Source organism: Aequorivita nionensis (assembly GCF_046352995.1).
Classification (GTDB): Bacteria; Bacteroidota; Bacteroidia; order Flavobacteriales; family Flavobacteriaceae; genus Aequorivita; species Aequorivita nionensis.
Genome location: NZ_CP130281.1, coordinates 1,441,585 through 1,464,386 on the forward strand (window position 1 = coordinate 1,441,585; position 22,802 = coordinate 1,464,386).

At 37.8% G+C, this 22,802-nt stretch carries 24 protein-coding genes; 16 read left to right on the forward strand and 8 right to left on the reverse strand.

All coding sequences use genetic code 11. From position 1 onward, the window contains the following. Positions 1-12: 12 nt before the first annotated feature. Positions 13-666, reverse strand: coding sequence for a DUF4271 domain-containing protein (locus Q2U82_RS06525; protein WP_410006882.1), 654 nt, complete (start codon positions 664-666; stop codon positions 13-15). Between the two features lie 115 nt (positions 667-781). Between Q2U82_RS06525 and Q2U82_RS06530 the strand changes: the two genes are divergently transcribed. The 3 genes from Q2U82_RS06530 (at position 782) to Q2U82_RS06540 (ending at position 3,395) form a co-directional block, all read left to right on the forward strand. Beyond that, entirely contained in the window at positions 782-1,531 is a 750-nt protein-coding gene (locus Q2U82_RS06530) for a polyprenol monophosphomannose synthase (RefSeq protein WP_410006883.1), read from the forward strand. 92 nt (positions 1,532-1,623) lie between these two features. Continuing rightward, on the forward strand, positions 1,624-2,964 hold the full coding sequence (locus Q2U82_RS06535; protein WP_410006884.1) for a dihydroorotase: 1,341 nt from the start codon (positions 1,624-1,626) through the stop codon (positions 2,962-2,964). After that, positions 2,964-3,395, forward strand: a complete 432-nt coding sequence (locus Q2U82_RS06540) for a DUF4296 domain-containing protein (RefSeq protein ID WP_410006885.1) — start codon at positions 2,964-2,966, stop codon at positions 3,393-3,395. Before Q2U82_RS06535 ends, Q2U82_RS06540 begins: the two co-directional genes overlap by 1 nt. Here Q2U82_RS06540 and Q2U82_RS06545 read toward each other — a convergent pair. Further along, the gene (locus Q2U82_RS06545) at positions 3,387-4,397 is read right to left on the reverse strand and encodes an NAD-dependent epimerase/dehydratase family protein (protein ID WP_410006886.1); all 1,011 of its coding nucleotides are present in this window, start codon (positions 4,395-4,397) and stop codon (positions 3,387-3,389) included. The two genes, Q2U82_RS06540 and Q2U82_RS06545, sit on opposite strands and share 9 nt — an antisense overlap. A 136-nt stretch (positions 4,398-4,533) precedes the next feature. Here Q2U82_RS06545 and tyrS point away from each other — a divergent pair, with 136 nt between their 5' ends. After that, positions 4,534-5,832, forward strand: coding sequence for a tyrosine--tRNA ligase (gene tyrS, locus Q2U82_RS06550; protein ID WP_410006887.1), 1,299 nt, complete (start codon positions 4,534-4,536; stop codon positions 5,830-5,832). Positions 5,833-6,001: 169 nt separating this feature from the next. Here tyrS and Q2U82_RS06555 read toward each other — a convergent pair whose 3' ends face one another. Then, complete coding sequence (locus tag Q2U82_RS06555) at positions 6,002-6,976, reverse strand: acyl transferase (RefSeq protein ID WP_410006888.1); 975 nt, start codon at positions 6,974-6,976, stop codon at positions 6,002-6,004. An 88-nt stretch (positions 6,977-7,064) separates the two neighbouring features. Next, on the reverse strand, positions 7,065-8,039 hold the full coding sequence (locus Q2U82_RS06560; protein ID WP_410006889.1) for a T9SS type A sorting domain-containing protein: 975 nt from the start codon (positions 8,037-8,039) through the stop codon (positions 7,065-7,067). Between the two features lie 224 nt (positions 8,040-8,263). Here Q2U82_RS06560 and Q2U82_RS06565 point away from each other — a divergent pair, with 224 nt between their 5' ends. Next, positions 8,264-8,944 carry a response regulator transcription factor gene (locus tag Q2U82_RS06565; protein WP_410006890.1) on the forward strand — a complete coding sequence of 227 codons (681 nt, stop codon included), beginning with the start codon at positions 8,264-8,266 and terminating at the stop codon, positions 8,942-8,944. A 5-nt stretch (positions 8,945-8,949) separates the two neighbouring features. Continuing rightward, on the forward strand, positions 8,950-9,987 hold the full coding sequence (locus Q2U82_RS06570; protein ID WP_410006891.1) for a sensor histidine kinase: 1,038 nt from the start codon (positions 8,950-8,952) through the stop codon (positions 9,985-9,987). On the opposite strand, the gene Q2U82_RS06575 is transcribed toward Q2U82_RS06570, so the two are convergent. Next, entirely contained in the window at positions 9,961-11,082 is a 1,122-nt protein-coding gene (locus Q2U82_RS06575) for a glycosyltransferase (protein WP_410006892.1), read from the reverse strand. The two genes, Q2U82_RS06570 and Q2U82_RS06575, sit on opposite strands and share 27 nt — an antisense overlap. An 11-nt stretch (positions 11,083-11,093) precedes the next feature. Between Q2U82_RS06575 and trmB the strand changes: the two genes are divergently transcribed. The 10 genes from trmB to Q2U82_RS06625 all read left to right on the forward strand — a co-directional run bounded on the left by trmB (position 11,094) and on the right by Q2U82_RS06625 (position 19,842). Then, positions 11,094-11,768 (forward strand): tRNA (guanosine(46)-N7)-methyltransferase TrmB, encoded by a 675-nt coding sequence (gene trmB / locus Q2U82_RS06580; RefSeq protein ID WP_410006893.1) that lies wholly within the window; start codon positions 11,094-11,096, stop codon positions 11,766-11,768. 37 nt (positions 11,769-11,805) lie between these two features. Further along, positions 11,806-12,432 (forward strand): LysE family translocator, encoded by a 627-nt coding sequence (locus Q2U82_RS06585; protein WP_410006894.1) that lies wholly within the window; start codon positions 11,806-11,808, stop codon positions 12,430-12,432. A gap of 2 nt (positions 12,433-12,434) precedes the next feature. Further along, complete coding sequence (locus tag Q2U82_RS06590; RefSeq protein ID WP_410006895.1) at positions 12,435-12,758, forward strand: MGMT family protein; 324 nt, start codon at positions 12,435-12,437, stop codon at positions 12,756-12,758. 235 nt (positions 12,759-12,993) lie between these two features. Continuing rightward, complete coding sequence (locus tag Q2U82_RS06595; protein ID WP_410006896.1) at positions 12,994-14,133, forward strand: P-loop NTPase; 1,140 nt, start codon at positions 12,994-12,996, stop codon at positions 14,131-14,133. A 1-nt stretch (position 14,134) separates the two neighbouring features. After that, complete coding sequence (locus tag Q2U82_RS06600; protein ID WP_410006897.1) at positions 14,135-14,377, forward strand: NifU family protein; 243 nt, start codon at positions 14,135-14,137, stop codon at positions 14,375-14,377. 68 nt (positions 14,378-14,445) lie between these two features. Continuing rightward, positions 14,446-15,498: an NAD(P)/FAD-dependent oxidoreductase gene (locus Q2U82_RS06605; RefSeq protein ID WP_410006898.1), complete on the forward strand. Its 1,053-nt coding sequence runs from the start codon at positions 14,446-14,448 to the stop codon at positions 15,496-15,498. 38 nt (positions 15,499-15,536) lie between these two features. After that, complete coding sequence (locus Q2U82_RS06610; RefSeq protein ID WP_410006899.1) at positions 15,537-15,866, forward strand: ferredoxin; 330 nt, start codon at positions 15,537-15,539, stop codon at positions 15,864-15,866. Between the two features lie 87 nt (positions 15,867-15,953). Continuing rightward, positions 15,954-17,297: a porin gene (locus Q2U82_RS06615; protein WP_410006900.1), complete on the forward strand. Its 1,344-nt coding sequence runs from the start codon at positions 15,954-15,956 to the stop codon at positions 17,295-17,297. Between the two features lie 25 nt (positions 17,298-17,322). After that, a complete protein-coding gene (locus Q2U82_RS06620; RefSeq protein ID WP_068761874.1) occupies positions 17,323-18,405 on the forward strand; it encodes an imelysin family protein in 1,083 nt (360 codons plus the stop codon). A gap of 57 nt (positions 18,406-18,462) precedes the next feature. Next, positions 18,463-19,842 carry a di-heme oxidoredictase family protein gene (locus Q2U82_RS06625; protein WP_410006901.1) on the forward strand — a complete coding sequence of 460 codons (1,380 nt, stop codon included), beginning with the start codon at positions 18,463-18,465 and terminating at the stop codon, positions 19,840-19,842. A gap of 11 nt (positions 19,843-19,853) precedes the next feature. Here Q2U82_RS06625 and Q2U82_RS06630 read toward each other — a convergent pair whose 3' ends face one another. The 3 genes from Q2U82_RS06630 to Q2U82_RS06640 form a co-directional block, all read right to left on the reverse strand. Next, a complete protein-coding gene (locus Q2U82_RS06630) occupies positions 19,854-20,546 on the reverse strand; it encodes an SGNH/GDSL hydrolase family protein (RefSeq protein WP_410006902.1) in 693 nt (230 codons plus the stop codon). Positions 20,547-20,584: 38 nt separating this feature from the next. Beyond that, positions 20,585-21,481 (reverse strand): serine/threonine protein phosphatase, encoded by an 897-nt coding sequence (locus Q2U82_RS06635; protein WP_410006903.1) that lies wholly within the window; start codon positions 21,479-21,481, stop codon positions 20,585-20,587. Between the two features lie 94 nt (positions 21,482-21,575). Beyond that, positions 21,576-22,754: an acyl-CoA dehydrogenase family protein gene (locus Q2U82_RS06640; RefSeq protein WP_410006904.1), complete on the reverse strand. Its 1,179-nt coding sequence runs from the start codon at positions 22,752-22,754 to the stop codon at positions 21,576-21,578. Positions 22,755-22,802 lie beyond the last annotated feature (48 nt).

Consider the following 22,802-nt stretch of genomic DNA (forward strand, 5'->3'; position numbering starts at 1 on the left):
TATAATATCCAACTAAACAAACGTTTTGTAGAGGATAATATAGGGTGCGATTTCAAGTGCGCAAAGATACAAAATAAAATAGAAGAAATTACTGAATATTAATTTTCCGTTTTTCTTATAACTGTATAGCAATGCAATAGCGTTTAAGGCAAGGGCGAAGCCACCAAAAATTACCAGTGTTATTCGGGTTGGTGGGTAAACATAAAGAAAGAAAAGATTGCCGAGAAAAAATAAAATTCCCAAAAAATTGCGATAGCTAAGCTTTTGATATAAATAATTGTTGATAAGCTCGTCCATGGAAAAAATATTTGCAACAATTTTTTCCAAAGAAAACTTTATAAGGATGAAAACACTGTAAGCCGTGCAAATTTGAAGAAAGAGCCACTCGTTTTTTTGAATTTCGGAAGGATTGTAAACCTTAAATAACAAAAAGACAAAAATAGAAACACAAATTATCTGTACAACGAATAGCATCATATTAAAAGGATGGTTCAGTTCGTCATTTTTCCCGTGAACAAAAAAATATTGGTTGGTTATAGGTAGCAACGAAAATTCGTGAAATCTTTTGGGATAAAAATATTTGGATAGCGCAAAAAGAACAAAGCAGGCAACTAACAAATATGCGGCCCAATCGGTTGATATAATAAGTCTTTCACTGAAATCCAACTTCAATATTTTTGGTAAAGGTACAGTAAAATAAATTTTCTTTTTTGGGCATCAATTAGATTTTACTTCACATTTATTTATTCAAAAAAGGGTACATTTGCGCTAAAATAGCAGTATGTCCAAGGCAGTAGTGGTGGTGCCAACCTACAATGAAATTGAAAATATAGAGCGGCTGCTACGTACTGTTTTTTCATTGCAGCGTGAATTTCACATATTGGTTGTGGATGACAACTCCCCAGACGGCACGGCCAAGGTGGTTGAGGCAAATTTCAAAATATATCCCGATAAATTGTTCATTATTAATCGCAGTGAAAAGAAGGGTTTGGGCTCAGCTTATATAGCGGGTTTCAAATGGGCTTTGGAAAACGAATACGATTATATTTTTGAAATGGATGCAGATTTTTCACATAATCCCAATGATTTAATTAGGCTGTTCAATGCTTGCCACAAAGAAGGGAATGATATGGCTATTGGTTCGCGTTATGTGAAAGGCGTAAATGTAGTAAACTGGCCAATGAGCCGAGTTTTAATGTCTTGGCTGGCTTCAAAATATGTGCGTCTTGTGATGCGGATGGATATTTATGACACTACGGCTGGGTTTATATGTTATAAAAGAAAAGTACTACAGAAAATAAACTTGGACAACATTCGTTTTGTGGGCTATGCCTTTCAGATTGAAATGAAATTCAAAACCTATATCAGTAACTTCAAGATAAAAGAAGTGCCTGTTATTTTCACGGATCGCACAAAGGGAGAATCCAAAATGAGTTCTGGCATTATTTCTGAAGCTATTTTTGGAGTGATTGCAATGAAATTTAAGAGTGTATTTAACCGAAAAAGATTTAATGAAGCATCTTTTCATTAAGCTTTAACCTATAGTGGAATATTAAAAAAGATGTTCCAAACCTTACTGAACAAAGACGGAGTATTTCCTTAAAAAAAGAACTTTATAAACAAATGAAATCAGTTTTAATCAAGAATGCGAATATTGTAAATGAAGGCGAAATCGTAAAAGGCGATGTGCTTGTTGAGAATGGACGTATAGCGGAAATTTCTGAGACCATAAGTGCAAAATCTTCAGAAACGAAAGTGATCGATGCTGATGGAAGCTATTTGCTGCCGGGAATGATTGACGATCAAGTACATTTTCGTGAACCCGGACTGACGCACAAAGCCAATATTGAAACCGAGTCAAAGGCAGCGGTGGCAGGCGGAATCACTTCTTTCATTGAAATGCCGAACACCGTTCCGCATGCTACGACTATTGAATTGCTGGAAGATAAATTTGATATTGCTTCAAAGACTTCTTGGGCCAACTATTCCTTTATGTTTGGTGGCACAAATGATAATTTGGATGAAATTTTAAAAGTAGATCCACAAAAGGTGGCTGGGCTGAAATTATTTTTAGGTTCTTCCACAGGAAATATGTTGGTTGATGATCCAAAGACTTTGGAGGAAATTTTCAGCAAAACAAATTTACTTATTTCTGCACATTGTGAAGATGAGGCAACCATTAAAGAAAATTTGGACAAATATAAATCTGAGTATGGCGAAGAAATTCCTATAGAGCTTCACCCAAAAATAAGAAGTGAAGAAGCTTGTTATATTTCGTCTTCAAAAGCTATAAAGCTTGCAGAAAAAACTGGCGCGCGCCTTCATGTTTTCCATCTTTCAACGGAAAAAGAAACGCATCTTTTTGGCAATAAAAAACCACTTTCAGAAAAGAAAATAACCGCTGAGGTTTGCATTCACCATTTGTGGTTTACGGATGAAGATTACAAAACTAAAGGCACCAAAATAAAATGGAACCCAGCCGTAAAGACTGAAAAAGACAGGGACGGTTTGCTAAAAGCATTGCTCGATGACCGAATTGACGTTATTGCAACAGACCACGCACCGCACACTTTAGACGAAAAAAACAATAAATATTTAAATGCTCCCTCAGGTGGCCCATTGGTGCAGCACGCCTTGGTTGCGTTATTGGAAATGTATCACAAAGGAAAAATTTCTTTGGAAAAAATTGTTGAAAAAACCGCTCATAATCCAGCCATTTTATTTCAAATAAAAGAACGTGGTTATATTCGCAAAGGCTACAAGGCAGACTTGGTTTTGGTCGATCTCAATTCACCTTGGACTGTAAAAAAAGAAAACCTTCTTTATAAATGTGGATGGTCGCCTTTTGAGGGAACAATCTTTAAATCACGGGTTACGCATACTTTGGTAAACGGCATAGTGGTTTATGAAAATTCAAAATTCCCTAACAAAAGCATTCCGGAAAGACTTACTTTTAACAGATAATGAAGCAATCGCTATTTTTTATAATACTCACTTTAGGTCTCTTTGGCTGTCAGGATGTAAAACAACCTGAAAAGCCAAAAAACCTTATTGCAAAAGATAAAATGGTCGATATACTCATGGAAACCTATTTGGCTAATGCCGCCCGAAGTATTGACAATAAGGCAATCACTTCAAAAGGCATAAAAATGGATTCCTTGGTCTATAAAAAATTTGGAATAGACAGTCTGCAGTTCGTAAAAAGCAATGCATATTATGCTGCAGATGTAAATACATACATGGAAATTGTTCAAAAAGTTGAAGCTCGGCTTACCGGAATGCAACAAAAAATGGACAGTATTTGGGAAAAGAATTATGTGGGGAAAGATAGTATCACTCCCAAATTGATTGAAAATAAAGCAGATGTTGAGCCAGCAAAAGATAGTTTAATTTGATGCTTTCCCTGTTTCTTTTGCAATTCTTTCCAAGGTTGTCTCGATTGGTATAAATTGAAAACCAAGCTCGTTTTTTATTTTGGAAGAATCGTAAAATGATAATGTGAACATAGATCGCACGTTAGCTTTTATAAGTCTTCTTTTGGTCATGAAAAGTTTATTTGATAGCCAATCCATTCCGCTTAAAAAAAGCATAATTTTTTTCGACAATTTTTTTGTGGGCGGTTTTTTTGCGAACAATAGGGCTAGTTTGGAGAGCAGTTCTTTATAAGTAACATTTTCGCTAACCAAAATAAATTGCTCGTTTGTTATTTCAGAATCCATCAAATCAATCATTGCTTTTGCCACATCTTGAACATCAACAATACCCATTGCTCCAGATGGATAATATGGTATGCCGCTTGCTCCCAAAGAAATAATCACACCACTTCCACCTCCGTCTGGTGAGAAGCCCAAAATAACGCCTGGATTGATTATCACTGCATTTAAGCCTTCTTGTGTGCCGCGCCAAACTTCCATCTCGGCACCATACTTTGTTATGGCATAGACACTATTTTTTTCGTCGGGATTCCAAGAAGTTTCTTCAGTAACTAATTGATTTTGTAAATTGTTCCCCAAGGTAGCAACAGAACTTACGTAACAGAGCTTTTCAATATTATTTGCCAAACAGAGGTTCACAATATTTGCAGTGCCTTCAATATTTGCTTTTTTGAGTATTTTATATTTTGAAGGATTAAAAGTTATGAAAGCTGCACAATGATAAACTTTTGTGATGCCCTTAAAAGCAACTGTCAGTGCAGGAATTTCTGTAATGTTTGCTTCAACCCATTCAATTTTATTGAAAAGTGAATCCACTTCGGAAGTGTAGAGGGCAAAAACCTTTTTCACAGAATGGATGTCACTCTTTTTTCTGTGAATTGCCCGCACCGGCTCGTTTTTCTTTAAAAGAAAATACAAAAGGTGCGAACCCACCAAACCTGTGCCGCCAGTTACTAAAACCATAAGGCGAAAATAAGGAATGAAATTGAAACTAAAATCGAAATTGAAATTGATTGTGTGCAATCTGAAAACTTGAATTTTCAATCTTGAAACTTGAATCTTTATTTGATAGCCCTATCTTTGCACAAATTTTAAAAAAATGAAGCTGAAAAATTTCGTTGAAGAACTACAATGGCGCGGTATGATCCACGATGTAATGCCCGAAACAGAAAAACACTTAATGGAAACCATGCGTGCTGCTTATGTAGGTTTTGACCCAACTGCAGACTCGTTGCATATTGGCAATTTGGTTCCGATTATGCTTTTGTCTTTCTATCAGCGCTGTGGGCATAAACCTGTAGCATTGGTAGGCGGAGCCACAGGAATGATCGGTGATCCTTCGGGGAAAAGTGCCGAGCGCAATTTGCTTGATGAAGCTGCGCTTCGCCACAATCAGGAATGTGTTAAAAATCAACTTTCACAGTTTTTGGATTTTTCTTCGGGAGCCGAAAATCAAGCGGTTTTAGTTAATAATTACGATTGGATTAAGGAGTTTTCCTTTCTTGATTTTATAAGAAAAGTTGGAAAGCATATTACCGTTAACTATATGATGGCTAAAGATTCCGTAAAAACAAGATTGAGCGGCGAGAGTGCCGATGGCCTTTCGTTTACGGAATTTACATACCAATTAATACAGGGCTACGACTTTGTCCATTTAAATAGAAATCTAAACTGTACCCTACAAATGGGCGGTAGCGATCAGTGGGGGAATATTACCACCGGAACAGAACTTTTGCGTAGAATGGACGGCACTAAAGGCTATGCGTTAACGTGCCCCTTAATAACTAAAAGTGATGGGAGTAAGTTTGGAAAAAGTGAAGGCGGAAATGTGTGGCTGGATGCGACAAAGACTTCACCTTACAAATTTTACCAATATTGGTTGAACACCAGTGATGACGATGCTGAAAAGTATATCAAAATTTTTACGTTCCTTGATAAAGTAACGATAGAAAATCTAGTTACAGAACACAAAGAAGCGCCCCATTTACGATTGCTTCAGAAACGTTTGGCGAAGGAAGTCACCACAACCGTCCATAGTACTGAAGAGTTTGAAAAAGCCGTAAAAGCATCTGAAATACTGTTTGGAAATTCCACTTCGGAAGATTTAAAAACGCTTGATGAAAAAACTTTTCTCGATGTTTTTGAGGGCGTGCCCCAGGCTGAAATTTCAAAAGAGGAATTGAAAAATGGACTTGATATTATTGGCGCATTAGCCGAGAAAACAGGATTTTTAAAGTCAAATGGAGAAGCGAGGCGCGCTCTAAAGGAAAACTCTATTTCAGTGAACAAAGAAAAAGTTTCCGACGATTTTACGGTTACCGAAAACGATTTGATTAACGGACAATTTGTACTCCTGCAGCGCGGGAAGAAGAATTATTTTATCATTAAGTCTGTATAACTATTCATAGATTGATCTTATAAAAAAATCCCCGGCAAAGATTGCACGGGGATTTTTCGATTAACTAACCAACCAAATTATGAAAAATCATCACTTTTTCACAGTTTATTGGTCGTAGCGCTATTTAATAACTTACACTGTTTTTCAGTTATCTGTGTTAAATATTTCTTTATAAAATCATCAAATTACAGCCGCGTATATCACTAGAATCGAAACGGCCCAACACCTCAAAAGTACCATCGTCAAAAGTTTTCCCCAAATCTTGAGTTGCAATAAAAGAGCAGGAGTATAGGTTTGCCAAATCAATCACATTTATTCCCCCAGTCTTCCCAAGAGTATAGGAAAATGCATCTTCAGTGTCTCGTGTTAAGATTTTCATCCACGGAGGGCAGGAAAAAAGACCATCACCAACAGAATAGGCTTGAGATAGCAACTCCGTCATTCCATATTCACTATGTATTTTTTGAACACCAAACCCTTTCTTTAAAATTTGGTGCAGTTCCTCTTTTATCATTTCCTTTCGGCGACCTTTCATTCCGCCGGTTTCCATTACAATCGTATTTTTAAGTTGAAACCTTCTCTTTTCAATTAAATCGAGCAAGGCATAAGAAACCCCAATAAGGATTGTTTTTTGACCACTGTCTTCCAGAAAATTCAATTTTTCAATCAGCGCATCCGTTTCATATAAATAAAAGCCACTATTGGGATTGTTGCTTTTTTCAATTAAACTTTCAACCATATAAATCAGGGAAGAGCCATCGCGTTCCAAATAGGAAGGAAGTAAGGCCAAGATTGTAAAGCTTGAGGGATTGCCATATTGTTTTTCAAAGGCTTTGAGAAAACTTTTTTCATATAGCTTTAAGTCGGCCACATAATGTTTGCTGGTGATGCTGCCTGTTGTGCCACTGCTTGTAAAAACAATTTGTTCGGTTAGGTTTTCAGAAATTATCTCATTGCTTTTGAAAAATTGAATTGGAAGAAATGGAATGTGTTCGACGGTTTTTACCTCTGAAACATTTGTATTTAAAAGATTGCAAAAAGTGCGATAGACCAAAACATTATTATACTGAAAACGGAATACTTCCAACGCAAGACGGTCAAAATCTTCGTAAGTATTGATATTAAAAATTTCTTTTTTCAGCATTTTTTAACGGTGAAATTTCAGTTCAAAAATAGGCAAATAAAAAAGCTCCTGCCGAAACAGGAGCTTTAAAAATAAAGTTTATAATGGATTACTTAACAACCAATTTCTTGGTAGTTGAAGTTTTTCCTTGCTCGATTTTCAAGATGTAAACACCGCTGTTTAAGGCTGAAATGTCTAATCTGTCACCGTTTAAGATAGTTTTTACAACTTGCTTTCCAAGTACGTCAAATATTGAAATATTTTTAGCGCCGCTAACTTTTGAAGTGATATTTACATATCCTTTTGTTGCAGGATTTGGATACACAGCAAACTGATCAGCCGTTTGTTCGTTTACACCAATTGTACCGTCAAAAGAAATATTGTCAAACCAAAAAGATTCTGCGCTAGCGTTCGTTCTTCCTTCAATAACAAGTTGAACTATGCTGTTTGGAAGGGCTGCTGTAGCGTTTTGCCATTGCAGTTGGTATTCTCCACTTCCAGCATCAAAAGGAACAAGATCGTCAAGATCCATTCCGGTGGAATTGAAAAGATCAATTTCAGTACTGTTGGTAATGTCTCTCACATAGATTCGCAATCTATCTGAGCCAGATTCATTAACAGTTCCATCGCCTTCATAATTTCCATTAGTTGGAGTGTCATTTATTGACAAAAGAAAATCCAATGATATAGCTCCAGAATTGGCAAGTGTTAAATCTACTTGGTCAAATTCTAAGGTCATATTTCCGTCAATGTCATTCATTTGGTATCCTTTGTCACCATCAGTAAAAAGAACGCTTGGTGAAGGAGTAAAATCTGTTACGCCAACAAAATCTCCATCAGTCAAGCCAACATCTGGAGTGTCATAAGGAGAATAAGAAGCATTAAAGCCTATTTCACCTCCAGCAGTAATAAAATCTACAAGAGGTTCGCCGGCATTATTAATAAGGTCATGTGCTACGTTAGCATCGCCAGTATCGTTGTATTTTCCGGGAAGCGCATCTGGCTCCTCAAAACTGGTTCCTGCAATTTGGGCAAAAGAAACGGCACCCATCAAAAGAGCCGCAAGTAAAGTAATTTTTTTCATCAGTAATTTTTTAAATATTGTGCAAAGATAAATAAATGTTTGAGTTTTAAAAAAATGATATCAATCATAAGGGTGAATTTAACGTAAAGATAAGATTGTAACTTCTTGTAAACTCCCACGATGTTATCAAAACGTTATCTGATGGTTAACAATAAGTGTGCTAAACTTTACTGATGTTAAATAATAGTATCTTTGAAACGTTAAAAAAAAGATTCATTTTTAATATGAAGAAAAAAGATATTAAAATTTTGTTGGTTGATGACGAGCCGGATATTCTTGAAATAATCCGTTATAATCTTACTTCCGAAGGCTACCATGTTGAAATTGCAGAAAATGGCTTTGAAGCCATAGCACAAGCCAAAATAGTAAAGCCTCAGCTCATTATTATGGATGTGATGATGCCAAAAATGGACGGTATTGAAGCTTGTGAAAAAATCAGGAACATTCCAGAGCTTTCCGAAACGGTAATCACTTTTTTAACAGCCCGAGGTGAAGATTACTCACAAATGGCCGGTTTTGAAGCCGGAGCAGATGATTATATTACAAAGCCCATTAAGCCAAAAGTGCTTGTTAGCAAAGTGAAAGCATTGCTGCGAAGGTTTAAGGAAGAGGAGGAAGATGAAAAAATAAAACTGGGAAATTTAACGATCAATCGTGAAGAATATAAAATTCTGCTCGGCAAAGAGGAAATTATTCTTCCGCGTAAAGAATTTGAACTTTTGGCCTTGCTTGCATCTAAACCTGGAAAAGTATTTAAGCGCGAAGATATTTTGGATAGCATTTGGGGAAATGATGTGATTGTTGGCGGCAGAACGATTGATGTTCACATCAGGAAACTCCGCGAAAAAATAGGTGATGATAGATTTAAGACCGTAAAGGGTGTTGGCTATAAATTTGTGGTTTAAAAAAAATGAAATTTTCCAAAAAATATAATTTCGCCGCTTCCACTTCACTTCTCATTGCTTTTTTCTCGACCTTGGCAATGGGCATTTTTTTATATTTTTTATTTAATTTTATTTCTGCTTGGCTGCTTCTCTTCTTTCTAATTTTATTTTTTATTACATTTTTCATTCTTCAATATCGGGTTGAGAAATTTATTTATTTCCGAATAAAAAAAATATATAAAGACGTTCGCATTCTAAATGAAAAGGATTTTCCAAAGCCATCTGTTACAACAGATATGGAAGTTCTAACCCGCGAAGTTGAAAATTATGTAAACGTCAAAAAACTGGAAATAGAGACCTTGAATGTTCGCGAAAATTACCGAAAGGAATTTATGGGAAATATTTCGCACGAACTTAAAACCCCATTATTTACGGTGCAAAGCTATATTTTGACCTTATTGGATGGCGCAATGAAGGACAAGAAAGTTCGAAAAGAATACCTGCGAAGAGCAAGCAAAGGTGTTGAAAGACTAACCTATATTGTGAAAGAGTTGGATATGATTTCCAAACTGGAAGTGGGAGGTCTAGTGCTGAATAAGGAAAACTTCAACATATTGGAATTGATTCAAAATGTTTTTGATTTGCTTGAAATGAAGGCGGCAAAAAAAAACATATCCCTTGTTTTTGATAAAGAATATTCTGAGGGAATAATAGTAAAAGCAGACCGGGAACGAATTGAGCAAGTGCTTACGAACCTTATTGTAAATTCTTTGAAATATGGAAAACAAGACGGAACTACGGAGGTAAGTATTGAGAATATAATAAAAAACAAGGTGCTAGTCCGTGTTACCGATAATGGCGAAGGAATTGCAAAAGAAAATATGCCTCGCATTTTTGAACGCTTCTATAGAGTTGATAAAAGCGGCTCCCGAAAAGAAGGAGGAAGTGGTTTAGGTCTTTCCATAGTAAAACATATTGTGGAAGCCCATAACGAAAAAATATACGTGGAAAGTCAGCTGGGTATTGGTTCTGAGTTTTCATTCAGTCTCGAAAAGGGAAAATAGTTCTGAAAAATTTACGGGTTGATTTGATAATGTTTTTAGGCCCTTGTAAATCATAACCTTATCAAGTTTTTCCATATTAAAATTTTCCTGTTTGCAGGATGGAACAATCCCAAGATTTTTTAAGCGCTTCGCCAAATATTCTTGCTCATATTGTCCGGGAGTTGGGATAAAAAATGCTTTTTTCTCTAGCATCGCTAAATCCATAATTGTGGTATATCCAGAACGGGAAATAACGATTTCAGTTTTGTTTAAGGTGTCTTCAAGCTCATCACTTTTCATAAAATTCACCACTTTAATATTTTCGAAATCTTCCCACTTCTGTTCTTCTTCAACAATTCCGCAAACCATCAAAACTTTCTTCTCGCTATATTTAAGAGACTCTTTTAGCTTTTCTTCCAAAATAGTACGCTGTGGTTCAGGACCAGAAAGCAAAACTAAAATGTCTATGCTTTTTGGGAGCTCCTTTTTTTTCATTCGGCTTAAAACCCCAATGTGTTTTATAGATAGTTTTGCTTCTGTCAAATGTCCAAGTTTTCCACTGAGGTTCATCACTACGTCATCCACATCAGGCACCCAACAAACATCAAATTTTTTAATTATTTTTTGATGCATTTTGCTGGTTATTGCTGTTGTGCTGCCTGTTAACACATTCAATTGATGGGTAATAAAAACGGAAGGAATCGCTTTGCTTCTAACGCCAAATCTATTATCGCTTATAATTCCTTGAATTTTTCCAGATTGAACAAGTTGTTTTACAATGGTTTTTTCAGCATTCTTTGTCTTCTTAATCTGCGGAAGTTTTAAAAAAATCTTCCATTTAAAGTTGGTTCCTTTTTTGGGATAAGTAATGTTGTATGAAGGAAGTTCAATGGACTCTAACTCTGGAAATTCTTTTTGAAGAAGCAAGAGCGCAGCCCCGTCTGAAGCCAATAAAACATTGAAATTTTTTTCAAGCAAAGCGCGAATTATAGGTATGCAACGCGTGGCATGGCCCAATCCCCAATGCAATGGTGCTACCATTATTGTTTTCTTTTTCAGCATAAAAACAAAGGTAGCAATAATTGCAGCGGTAGTATATTTCCTTAATTTTACCAAAAATTAAAATTTTGGGTAGTAAAAACAAACTGAGACGCTTTAGGGAAAATGAAACTTTTTCAAACGTTGTGCAGCCATCGCGCGAAGAAGTGCTGAGTGATTCACTAGAACTTAAGGGTAACTGGCGAACGAATTTCTTCAAAAATAACAATCCTTTGGTTTTGGAATTGGGTTGTGGCAAAGGGGAATATTCCGTGAATCTCGCAAAAGCATATCCAGACATCAATTTTTTGGGAATAGATATTAAAGGTGCCCGTTTTTGGCGTGGAGCGAAAATTGCTTTGGAAGAAAACCTGCAAAACGTAGGTTTTTTGCGAACCCAGATTGAACTTGTGGATCACATTTTTGCTAAAAATGAAGTGGATGAAATCTGGATTACTTTCCCCGATCCACAAATAAAGTATAAACGCACAAAGCACCGTTTGACAAATGAGGATTTTCTCCAGAAGTACAAAAAAATTCTAAAACCAGAAGGCGTTGTTCACCTTAAAACCGACAGCGAATTTATGCACGGTTACACCCTTGGCCTGCTTCACGGTTTGGGCGAAACTATAGAATATGCACACCACGATGTTTACGGAAGCCAGGGTGCGCCTGAGGCTGTGACTTCAATTCAAACTTTTTATGAAAAGCAATATCTTGAAATCGGGAAAAAAATAACCTATATCCGGTTTAAATTCCGTTAGTTAGAAATTCAGTATATTCACAGAAACAACCACCTTAATGACTATATTTTACAATTTACTTATAGGTTTTCTTGGGTCATTTATTGGGGTGCTTCCTCCTGGCTTGATAAATATGTATGCCGCAAAAATAAGCATGAAAGAAGGAAGGAAAAGAGCTCTTCTTTTTTCGATTGGGGTTTGTATTACGGTAATGTTACAAACTTATATTGCGCTTGTTCTCGCACGTTATATTGGAAAGCATCCAGATGTGGTTAGTATGCTCCAAAAAGTGGCTTTGGGCATATTCATTAGTCTTACTATTTATTTCATATTTATAGCAAAGGATACACGTAGGGAAATTCGTGACCATAATGAACATTCCAAAAGAAACCGTTTTTTCTTGGGAATTTTTATCGCAATACTAAATGTTTTGCCAATCCCTTATTGGATCTATCTCAGCATAACTTTTTCGGCCTTTGGGGTGTTTTCTTTTTCACAACCCGAACTTTGGATGGCAGTAATTGCATCTGGTTTGGGTACTTATGCCAGCTTGGCTCTTTATGTGCAATTTTTTAGACCGAAGGAGCATTCACGCAAACTGAGCTTAAATATGAATTATGTAATAGGTATCGTTACTGCTGCTATTTCTGTTATAACGTTACTGAAAATTTTAAAGGAATTCTAAAAATGTCCAACGAAGGGTTTTTTGAAAAAGTCTATCAAGTGGCAGCACGCATTCCTTATGGAAGAGTAACTTCTTATGGCGCAATTGCAAATTATTTAGGAGCAACCGGAAGTGCCCGAATGGTTGGTTGGGCAATGAATGGCAGCGTAAAAAAAGACATACCCGCACACCGCGTTGTAAACCGAAACGGTCTTCTTACGGGCAAACACCATTTTCAAGGCACAAATTTAATGCAACAACTTTTGGAAAGCGAAGGAGTTGAGGTAATTGATAATAAAATCCAAAATTTTGAGAAGCTTTTTTGGGATCCTATGAAGGAGCTTTAATGGAAAAATTGCAAATCACAAGCACCAAATTCCAACCAAAGCCTTCCGATTTTTAAAAGGCTGGAAGAGATAATGCAACTTGAAATTTTAATTTCTGCTATTTCCTAATTTTCCAAAAATTTACAAATAATAGGAAATAATTTTCTATAAAACTTACTGCAAATTGCTACTGATTACTGCCAACTTATTTTAGTATATTTGCACTTTAGAATGAATCTAAATATTGTAATAAAAAATGAGCATTTCAAAACAAGATATTCTTAAAGCCCTTGAAACTATTACGGTTTCGGGCGAAGGAAGAAATATGGTAGAGAGCGGTGCCGTGCAAAATGTGGTAACTTTTGCAGACGAAATTATCGTGGATCTCAAACTTTCCACACCAGCACTTCATATAAAAAAGAGAGCCGAGGCCGACGTAATAAAAACCATTCATGAAAAAGTGGATGCCAATGCCAAGGTACAAGTAAACATTAAGGTTGAAGCCCCAGCGAAACCTCAAAATCCAAATCTGATAAAAGGAAAACCAATTCCTGGTATTCAAAATATTGTTGCCGTTGCTTCCGGAAAAGGAGGCGTTGGTAAATCAACTGTAACAGCAAATCTTGCGGTTACGCTTTCCAAAATGGGTTTCAAAGTTGGTATTCTGGATGCTGATATTTATGGACCGTCAATCCCAATTATGTTCGATGTGGCAATGGAAAAGCCACTTTCAGTGAACATAGGTGGCAAAAGTAAAATGAAACCCGTTGAAAACTACGGAATAAAAATTCTTTCCATTGGGTTTTTCACCCAACCCGATCAAGCTGTAATTTGGCGTGGACCAATGGCTGCAAAAGCATTGAACCAACTTATTTTTGACGCCGCTTGGGGCGAATTGGACTTTATGCTGATAGATCTTCCGCCCGGAACTGGCGATATTCATTTGAGCATTATGCAATCCTTGCCAATCACGGGAGCTGTTGTAGTTAGCACGCCACAAAATGTTGCATTGGCCGATGCCCGGAAAGGGGTGGCAATGTTTAGACAAGAAAATATTGACGTTCCCGTTTTGGGAATAATTGAAAATATGTCATATTTCATTCCAGCAGAACTTCCTGAAAATAAATACTATATCTTTGGAAAAGAAGGCGCAAAACATCTTGCTGAAGATTTGGAAGTGCCATTTTTAGGAGAAGTTCCTTTAGTGCAAAGCATCCGCGAAGCTGGAGACGCTGGAAGACCAGCAGCTTTACAAACGGCTACCCAAACAGAAGAAGCCTTTGAGGAAATTACGAGAAATGTAGTGGAAGAAACAGTTCGCAGAAACGAAAATCTTCCACCTACTGAAGCTATAAAAATTACAACAATGGCAGGTTGCAGTGCCGTAAAAAAATAATATGACAACTCAGGAATTGACATTAAAAGTAGAGGAAGCATTGGACGAGATTCGCCCGTTTTTACAAGGCGATGGCGGCGATATTTCATTAGTATCCATAGAAGAAGGAAAAGTAGTTAATGTGCAATTGCAGGGTGCTTGCGTAGGTTGCTCTGTCAATCAAATGACGCTGAAAAGTGGCGTGGAAATGACCATCAAAAAATATGCGCCACAAATTGAAAAAGTTGTTAGTGTTTCACAATAATGACAATCGTCATATATTCTAAACAATTACACAACTAATTTTGAAGTAAAATTAAGAGAGCCTCTTTTATGATTAAAACAGATATTCTCATAATAGGCGCAGGCCCTACGGGACTTTTCGCCGTTTTTGAAGCAGGATTACTTAAACTTAAATGTCATTTAATTGACGCACTTCCGCAACCCGGCGGACAGTGTTCCGAAATATATCCAAAAAAACCTATTTACGATATTCCCGGTTTTCCCGAAGTATTGGCTGGCGATTTGGTAAACAATTTAATGAAGCAAATTGAGCCTTTCCAACCTGGTTTCACCTTGGGAGAACGTGCTGATACCATTGAGAAATTAGACGATGGCTCCTTCATTGTTACTACAGAAAAAGGCACAAAACACCACGCGCCAATTGTTGCAATCGCAGGCGGCTTGGGAAGTTTTGAACCCCGAAAACCACCAATTACAAATATTTCAAATTTTGAAGATAAAGGTGTGGAATATATTATCCGCGATCCTGAGTTATACCGAAATAAAAATGTAATTATTTCCGGTGGCGGTGACTCTGCTTTGGATTGGAGTATTTTTTTGACTGATGTTGCAAAAAGTGTAACATTAGTTCACAGAAGAAATGAATTTCGCGGTGCTTTGGACAGTGTTGAAAAAGTACAGGAACTTAAAAACCTCGGCAAAATTGAATTGATAACCCCAGCCGAAGTCATCGGTTTGGTGGGAAACAATAAATTGGAAGAGGTGGTCATAAAACAAGGCGCAGAAGTTTTCAACCGAGAATGCGACCATTTTATTCCACTTTTCGGATTGGCTCCAAAACTCGGACCCATTGCAGATTGGGGGCTCGAAATTGAAAAAAACGCAATTAAAGTTGACAATACTTTAGATTATCAAACCAACATTCCCGGCATCTATGCCATTGGCGATGTAAACACCTATCCCGGAAAATTAAAACTTATTCTTTGCGGTTTTCACGAAGCAACGTTGATGTGCCAAAGCGCCTATCAACGTATTTTTCCAGACAAGCGTTACGTGATGAAATACACTACTGTAGGCGGAGTGGAAGGCTTTGACGGAAGTAAAAAGGAAGCGCCCAAAGCGGTAATAAAATCGATTGATTAATAATCTAAACTCATAAACTCATCGACTTATCGACTTTTATGAAAGACATCAAAATAACAATCACAGATCGTCAAGGCGTAAAACACAAAGTTGATGCCCCGACCGATATGAATATGAACCTAATGGAAATAGTTCGTTCCTACGAATTGGCCCCTGAAGGCACTATCGGTATCTGCGGTGGAATGGCGATGTGTGCCTCCTGCCAATGTTACGTTTTGAGTGATCACGAACTTCCCGAAATGAGTTATGATGAAGATTTAATGCTTTCCGAAGCCTATAATGTAAAGGAAAATAGCCGTCTTGGCTGCCAGATTTTCATACACGAAGAACTTGACGGTCTGGAAGTTGAGCTTGCTCCCGAAGTTTAATATTTCAATAAACAATTTCTTCAAAAAATATTCATTTTAATTTGTATTAAGTCTAAATAAGATTAATTTTGCTCCCAAATTAAAAAAATGAAGGGATTAATCTTATCGCTTAGCCTATTGATTACAGGCGCAGTATTTTCACAAACATTGAACGACTCTATTACAGTTGCAAAATTAAAAGAGGAAATAAAGCAAGAACTGCGGGAAGAGCTAAAGGCCGATACCAATCTGCAGAAAATGCCGGTTTTCAGCTTTAAAAATTTCAGTTTAAAGGGCTACGGCGCAATCAACTATTACAATTTTGATTTTGATACGGATCCTACACTTAAGGATAAAATTGATCTTGAAAGGCTGAACCTATACCTGGGTTACAGTTTCACAGACAAAATAAGTTTAAAGTCCGAAATAGAATTTGAACACGGCGGAACTGGCGCTTCCATTGGTTATGACACCCAGGAAGAATTCGGTGAGTTTGATGAAGAAATTGAAAAGGGTGGATCTGTAAAGTTGGAACAATTATATATAGATTTTAAAATTGCGCCATATTTTAATGTTCGTGCCGGTAGAATGAAAGTGTACTTCGGTCTTCACCAAACACTTGACGAGCCAACATCTTATTTTACAACATACCGACAGGAAATGGAAAATGAAATCATTCCATTGGGCTGGTATGAAAACGGACTTGAGTTTTACGGAACTTTTGCAAAGCGATTCAGCTATAAAGCCTATATAGTGAGTGGGTTGGACGCTTCTGGATTTTCTTCAAGAGGCTGGATCAAAGGTGGGCACCAACAACGTTTCGAAATGAACAACGCTGAATCCTTTGCTTTTGCTGGAAGAGTTGATTATCATTTCGGAACACACGAGGATACCTTCATTGGTGTTTCTGGATATGTAAATGACGCCGCCGCCAATCGCCCAAAAAACGATATGCAAGAGAGTGCATATGTAACTATGGTTGAGGGTCACGTGAGTTATAACGAAAAAAATCTTCGTTTTAACGCCATTGCATTGTATGGTAATCTTGAAAATTCAGACATCGTTTCCCAAAAAAACGCAAACCTTTCAAACAATTTAGGAGTGAAACGTACGCCCGTTGGTAAAAATGCTTTTGGGATTTCGGTAGAGGCTGGCTATAATGTTTTGCCTTTGTTCTTAAGCAATACTAAACAAATGCTTTATCCTTTCCTTCGCTATGACTATTACGATACCATGCAGGACGTGGAAGGTGCAATAGTTAAAAATCCACGTTGGGAGCGAAGCACAATTACTGGAGGAATAAACTGGTTTGTGCATCCACAAATAGTAGTAAAAGCACATTATTCAGATAGAAAATTGGGTTCTGAAAATTATGATCCAGCAACGCTTCAGTTTACTGGTGAAAAACAACACGAAAAAACATTCTCAGCCGGCATTGGCTTTAAATTTTAAACCATTCAATAAAAATCAACAAACAATGAAAAAATCACTTTTGATCATCGCTTTGGCAACCATTATACCTTTTGGATTCAACAGTTGTAGCGATAACGACCCGCCACAGGAAACACAGGAAAACAATAACGAACTTTACGAACAGGTTTTAACTGATCTTTCCTTAAAAGTTATTACGGAAACATATAACCAACTTTACACCAATTCCCTTGCTTTGGAGCAAGCTGCAAATGCAATGACAGTTGGTGATGAAGCTGCTTTGGAAAACGCGAAAAACAAATGGCAGGACACTCGTGCCCCTTGGGAAGAATCAGAAGGATTTCTTTATGGTCCCGTAGATACAGAAGGAATCGACCCCGCGATAGATTCCTGGCCTGTTGACGTAAACGCCATCAACAATGTTCTCAACAGTGGCAATCCCATTACACAATCCTTGCTGGAAAGTAATAACGAAGCAAGAGGTTTCCATACGTTAGAATACTTTTTTTGGGGCTTGGACGGCGATAAAACAGCCGCCGATCTTACTGCTCGCGAAATTGAATACATAAAAGCCGCTGCTTCCGATTTGCGTTCAAAAACTGAACAATTGTATTTTGGATGGCTGCCATCTCAAGGTAATTTTGCCGCAAACTTTATAAATGCTGGCGAAAGCGGATCTGTATATACTTCAAAAATAAATGCACTTTCTGAAATTGCTGAAGGTATTGAGATTATTGCAGATGAAGTTGCAAACGGAAAAATTGAGGAACCACTTAACGGAAACAACGGTGGGCCAAGACCAGAAGCAGAGGAATCGCGTTTCAGCAACAACTCTAAACTGGATTTCGCAAACAACATTCGCAGTATTGAACACATCTATTTGGGCGATTTCAATGGGGTTCAAGGGAGTGGGCTTACTAACATTGTGAGTATTCAAAATGCTGCACTTGACACTGAAATAAAAATGTCAATCACTGAAGCTATTGTAGCTATTGAAGCAATCCCCGGAACATTCACACAAGCAATTTTTGACAATCGCGCAGAAGTAGAGTTTGCACAATCAAAAGTATTGGCTCTTTTGAATAAATTGCAATCACAGCTCTTGCCTCTTATTTCAAATTTGAATTAGCAACTAATTCCATAACGGGCTGCTATTTTTAGGCGGCCCGTTTTTATATTTTTTTCTATGAAGCGTTATTATTGCCTTTTACTATCCGTTCTTCTATTTTCATCTTGTGCCAAGGATTCTGATTCAGTATATGAACCTTTGCCGAATTTACAGGAGCGTCTTATGGCAGGCGGAGAAACCACAGTTTTTTTGACTTCAAGTAACGCTTTTAGTACGCCAGCCGCTAATCTTTCTGGCGGAAAACTGGATTTTCATTTAGATGGCGATTTTCAGTTTGAAACGGTTTTTGTAACTGCACCAGCACCAGTAAATGGAGGTGTTGGGCCAATTTTTAATAACTCTTCCTGTGTTTCTTGCCATCCAAAGGACGGTCGCAGTGCTTTCCCCACAGATATTAATAGTTTGAGCGGTTTCTTTTTAAGAACGAGTATGCCTGGTGTTGGAAATTACAATGCGCCTATTCCTGTTCCTGGATTTGGAGATCAAATTCAGAACCAAGCTATTTTTGGTTTTGAACCTGAGGCGAAATTCAAGGTAGATTACACACCAATAGTAGAAACTTTGGCCGATGGAACGCAGGTAACTCTTCAAAAACCAAATTACTCATTAATTGATACTTATATTCCGTTCCCACAATCTGCACAGCTTTCGCCGCGTTTGGCATCGCCTGTTTTCGGACTGGGGCTTTTGGAAGCAATTCCGGAATATTACATTTTGAACAATGAAGACATCAACGATGCCGACGGCGATGGAATTTCTGGAAAAGCTAATTATGTTTTTGACAATGTTTCCGGCGAGGTGCGATTGGGACGTTTTGGTTGGAAAGCAAATACCGCTTCCGTAATGGAGCAATGTGCTGGTGCTTATGTGGGCGATATGGGCGTAACAAACCCAATTTTTCCTTTTGAAACTGGTTACGGACAAACTAATGGCGATGACGGACTGAATGACGATGCCGAGATTTCACAAGCGTTGCTGGACGAAATCACTTTTTACTGTCAGACTTTGGGCGTTCCCGCTCCACGCGATTTGGATGATGATTCAGTTATTCGTGGCTCTGCGCTTTTTGAGCAAATGGAATGTGCAAAATGCCATATTCCTAAAATGATTTCTGGAAGTTTTTCAGTGGCTGAGGTTGCCAATCAAACTTTTTATCCATACAGTGATATGTTGCTACACGATATGGGTGATGGCTTAGCCGACAATCGCCCCGATTTTTTAGCTAACGGAAAAGAGTGGCGAACAAAACCGCTTTGGGGAATTGGCTTGACAAAAGTTGTTAACGGCCACACCGATTTTCTGCACGACGGAAGGGCAAAAAATGTTACGGAAGCAATACTGTGGCACGGTGGCGAAGCTGAAGCTTCAAAAAATAAATTCAAGAATCTTTCTGCTTCGGAAAGGGAAGACTTGTTAAAATTTATAAACTCGCTATAACTTCTTTCTGATTATTTCAGAATATTTTTCGCAAACGGAAATAGCTTTTCAACAAACCTTTTATAGGCAACTTCTGAAGGATGCAAGCCATCCGAAGCAACTAATGCGGGGTTTTCCAAACCTTTTTGGGTTATGGGAGTTATGTTTTCAAAACGAACGCCTTTTTCAAGAGCAATCCGTTCGGCATAAATATTATAGCGTTCCAATTCTTTCGTAACAGTAACGGCTTTTCCAGACTTTTGGCCGAAGGGTGTAAAACCGTAATCCGGAATGGAAATTATAATCACATTTTCAGGTTTTCCCTTTGCAAAAGCGACAGCCATATCCAGCAACTTCGGAAATTCCTCTTTATAAATCGCAAATGGTTTGTTTTGATATTGGTTGTTTACGCCAATGAGCAACGTTACCAAATCATAATCCTTCGAAGGATTTTCCGCAGCAATCGCCGAAAGTAAATCTGTAGTAGTCCAACCAGTTTTGGCAATTATTTTCACCGAAGTTTTTTCCTTTGAAGTATTGTTTAAACTGTCCGTTAATTGTTTCGGATAATTGCAATCACTACAAACGCTTTCACCAATGGTATAGCTATCACCCAGCGCTAAATATTTATAAGTTGTTTTTTCCGCAGAAATATTCTTTTTTGAAACAGCGCAAGAAAACGAAACTAAAATCATTAACAATATTGCAATTTTAAAATTCATCATTTTTCAGAAATTGTTTTATAATAATACGATAAAAAGGACTATTCAGTTTTATAATCAATAAGTTTCTGCGGCCCTTCCAGCAAAACCCGTACTACTTTCAGCGTACCATCTTCAGTAGTGGCAATCTGCCATTTTATAAGGGAAATTTCGCCATTTTCTATTTCCAATCCAGTGATGCTACGCGGGTGTACGCAACTTCCGTCGTTAAAAAAGGCAATGTCGCCCGGCTCGGGAAATCTTGGTCGGTGGGTATGTCCAATTATGGTAAAAAGGTTTTTGTTTTCAACAATCCAACGTTTGGTCCGTCTTTCAACTTTAATAAGATTTTTATAATTTTTAGCGGGACTTGTGGGGTCGCCAATACCGAAAATCTGCAATTGCCGCCATAGCACGCGCACCATAAATCGGTTGAATTTCCAGCCTACATAATTCCACCAATCTGCTTGGTGGCCGTGCATCATAAAAATTTCCTGTTCGGTGGTTTCGTGTTTCAAAATTAAACCTTCGGTAAACTCAATTCCGGGGAAAAGTGGTGCGTCTTTTCCTGTAATTTTATCAAAATAAGTAAATAGGTTTTTTTCGACGTATTTTTTGTTCTTATAAACCATATCGTGGTTTCCAACTAACCTAAAAAGCCTTCCTTCATTGTAGAAAAGTTTCATCAAATCATACACATTGTGGTGGGCTTCAAACACATCCTTAAAGAAAATATTTTCCCAAAGTTCGTCGCCATCGCCTATTTCGCAATACGTAAAGCCATTTTTATAATAATCCTGCAGCGCGTGGAAATAGATGTTACGGTTGTTTGCAAAATCGTCCGCAAAACTGTTGTCGCCACGATGGCAATCACTGAAAATTATGAATTTTGAATCATCGTTGAAAGAAATACGTCGAGCGGTTTCGTATGCGCGATACATTCTAGTTTTTGAGGACATGTTTCAAATTGTTTTGTGAAAGATACGACTTGCCTTAGAAACAAAAAAGGCTCCGATTGAACGAAGCCTTTTTGAAATTTATAGTGAAAATTATTTATTGAAAGGCGTTTAAACCAGTAATATCAAGACCGGTAATTAACAAGTGAATATCGTGTGTTCCTTCGTAAGTAATAACGCTTTCAAGGTTCATCGAGTGGCGCATAATGCTGTATTCACCGGTAATTCCCATTCCTCCGAGCATTTGTCGTGCTTCACGTGCAATGTTAATAGCCATATCAACATTGTTGCGTTTTGCCATTGAAATCTGTGCGCTGGTTGCGGTTCCTGCGTTTCGCATAACCCCCAATCGCCAAGCCAATAATTGTGCTTTGGTGATTTCAGTAATCATTTCAGCAAGTTTTTTCTGCTGAAGTTGAAATTGCCCAATAGGTTTTCCAAACTGAATCCGTTCTTTTGAATAACGAAGCGCCGTATCATAACAATCCATCGCGGCACCGATTGCGCCCCAAGCAATTCCGTATCGTGCGGAATCAAGACAGCCAAGTGGTGCGCCCAATCCAGATTTGTTTGGGAGCAGATTTTCCTTCGGAACTTTTACATTATCAAAAATAAGTTCACCTGTTGCCGAAGCACGGAGCGACCATTTGTTGTGTGTTTCTGGGGTTGAAAAGCCTTCCATCCCGCGTTCTACAATCAAACCGTGGATTCTTCCTTCTTCATTTTTTGCCCAAACTACGGCAACCTGTGCAAAAGGAGCATTGCTGATCCACATTTTGGCGCCATTCAAAAGATAGTGGTCACCTTTGTCTTTAAAATTGGTAGTCATTCCACCAGGATTGCTACCGTGGTCTGGTTCGGTCAATCCGAAACAACCCATCCATTCACCAGAAGCGAGTTTTGGAAGATATTTTTTGCGTTGTTCTTCGTTTCCATATTTCCAAATTGGATACATAACCAAAGAAGATTGAACCGAAGCAGTACTGCGCACGCCACTATCGCCGCGCTCAATTTCCTGCATAATCAAACCGTAGGAAATTTGGTCAAGTCCGGCACCGCCATATTCCTCAGGAATGTAGGGGCCAAAAGCGCCAATTTCAGCAAGACCATTAATAATTTGGCTTGGAAATTCAGCCTTTTGGGCGTATTCTTCTATAATGGGAGATACGTCGCGCTTTACCCAGTCGCGGGCGGCTTGGCGTACCAGCTTATGTTCGTCTGAAAGTAATTCATCAAGATTGTAATAATCGGGAGCTTCGAATAAATCTGGTTTCATCTATAAGTATTTAAAAGGAATACAAATGTAGAAATCACAACCTTAAAG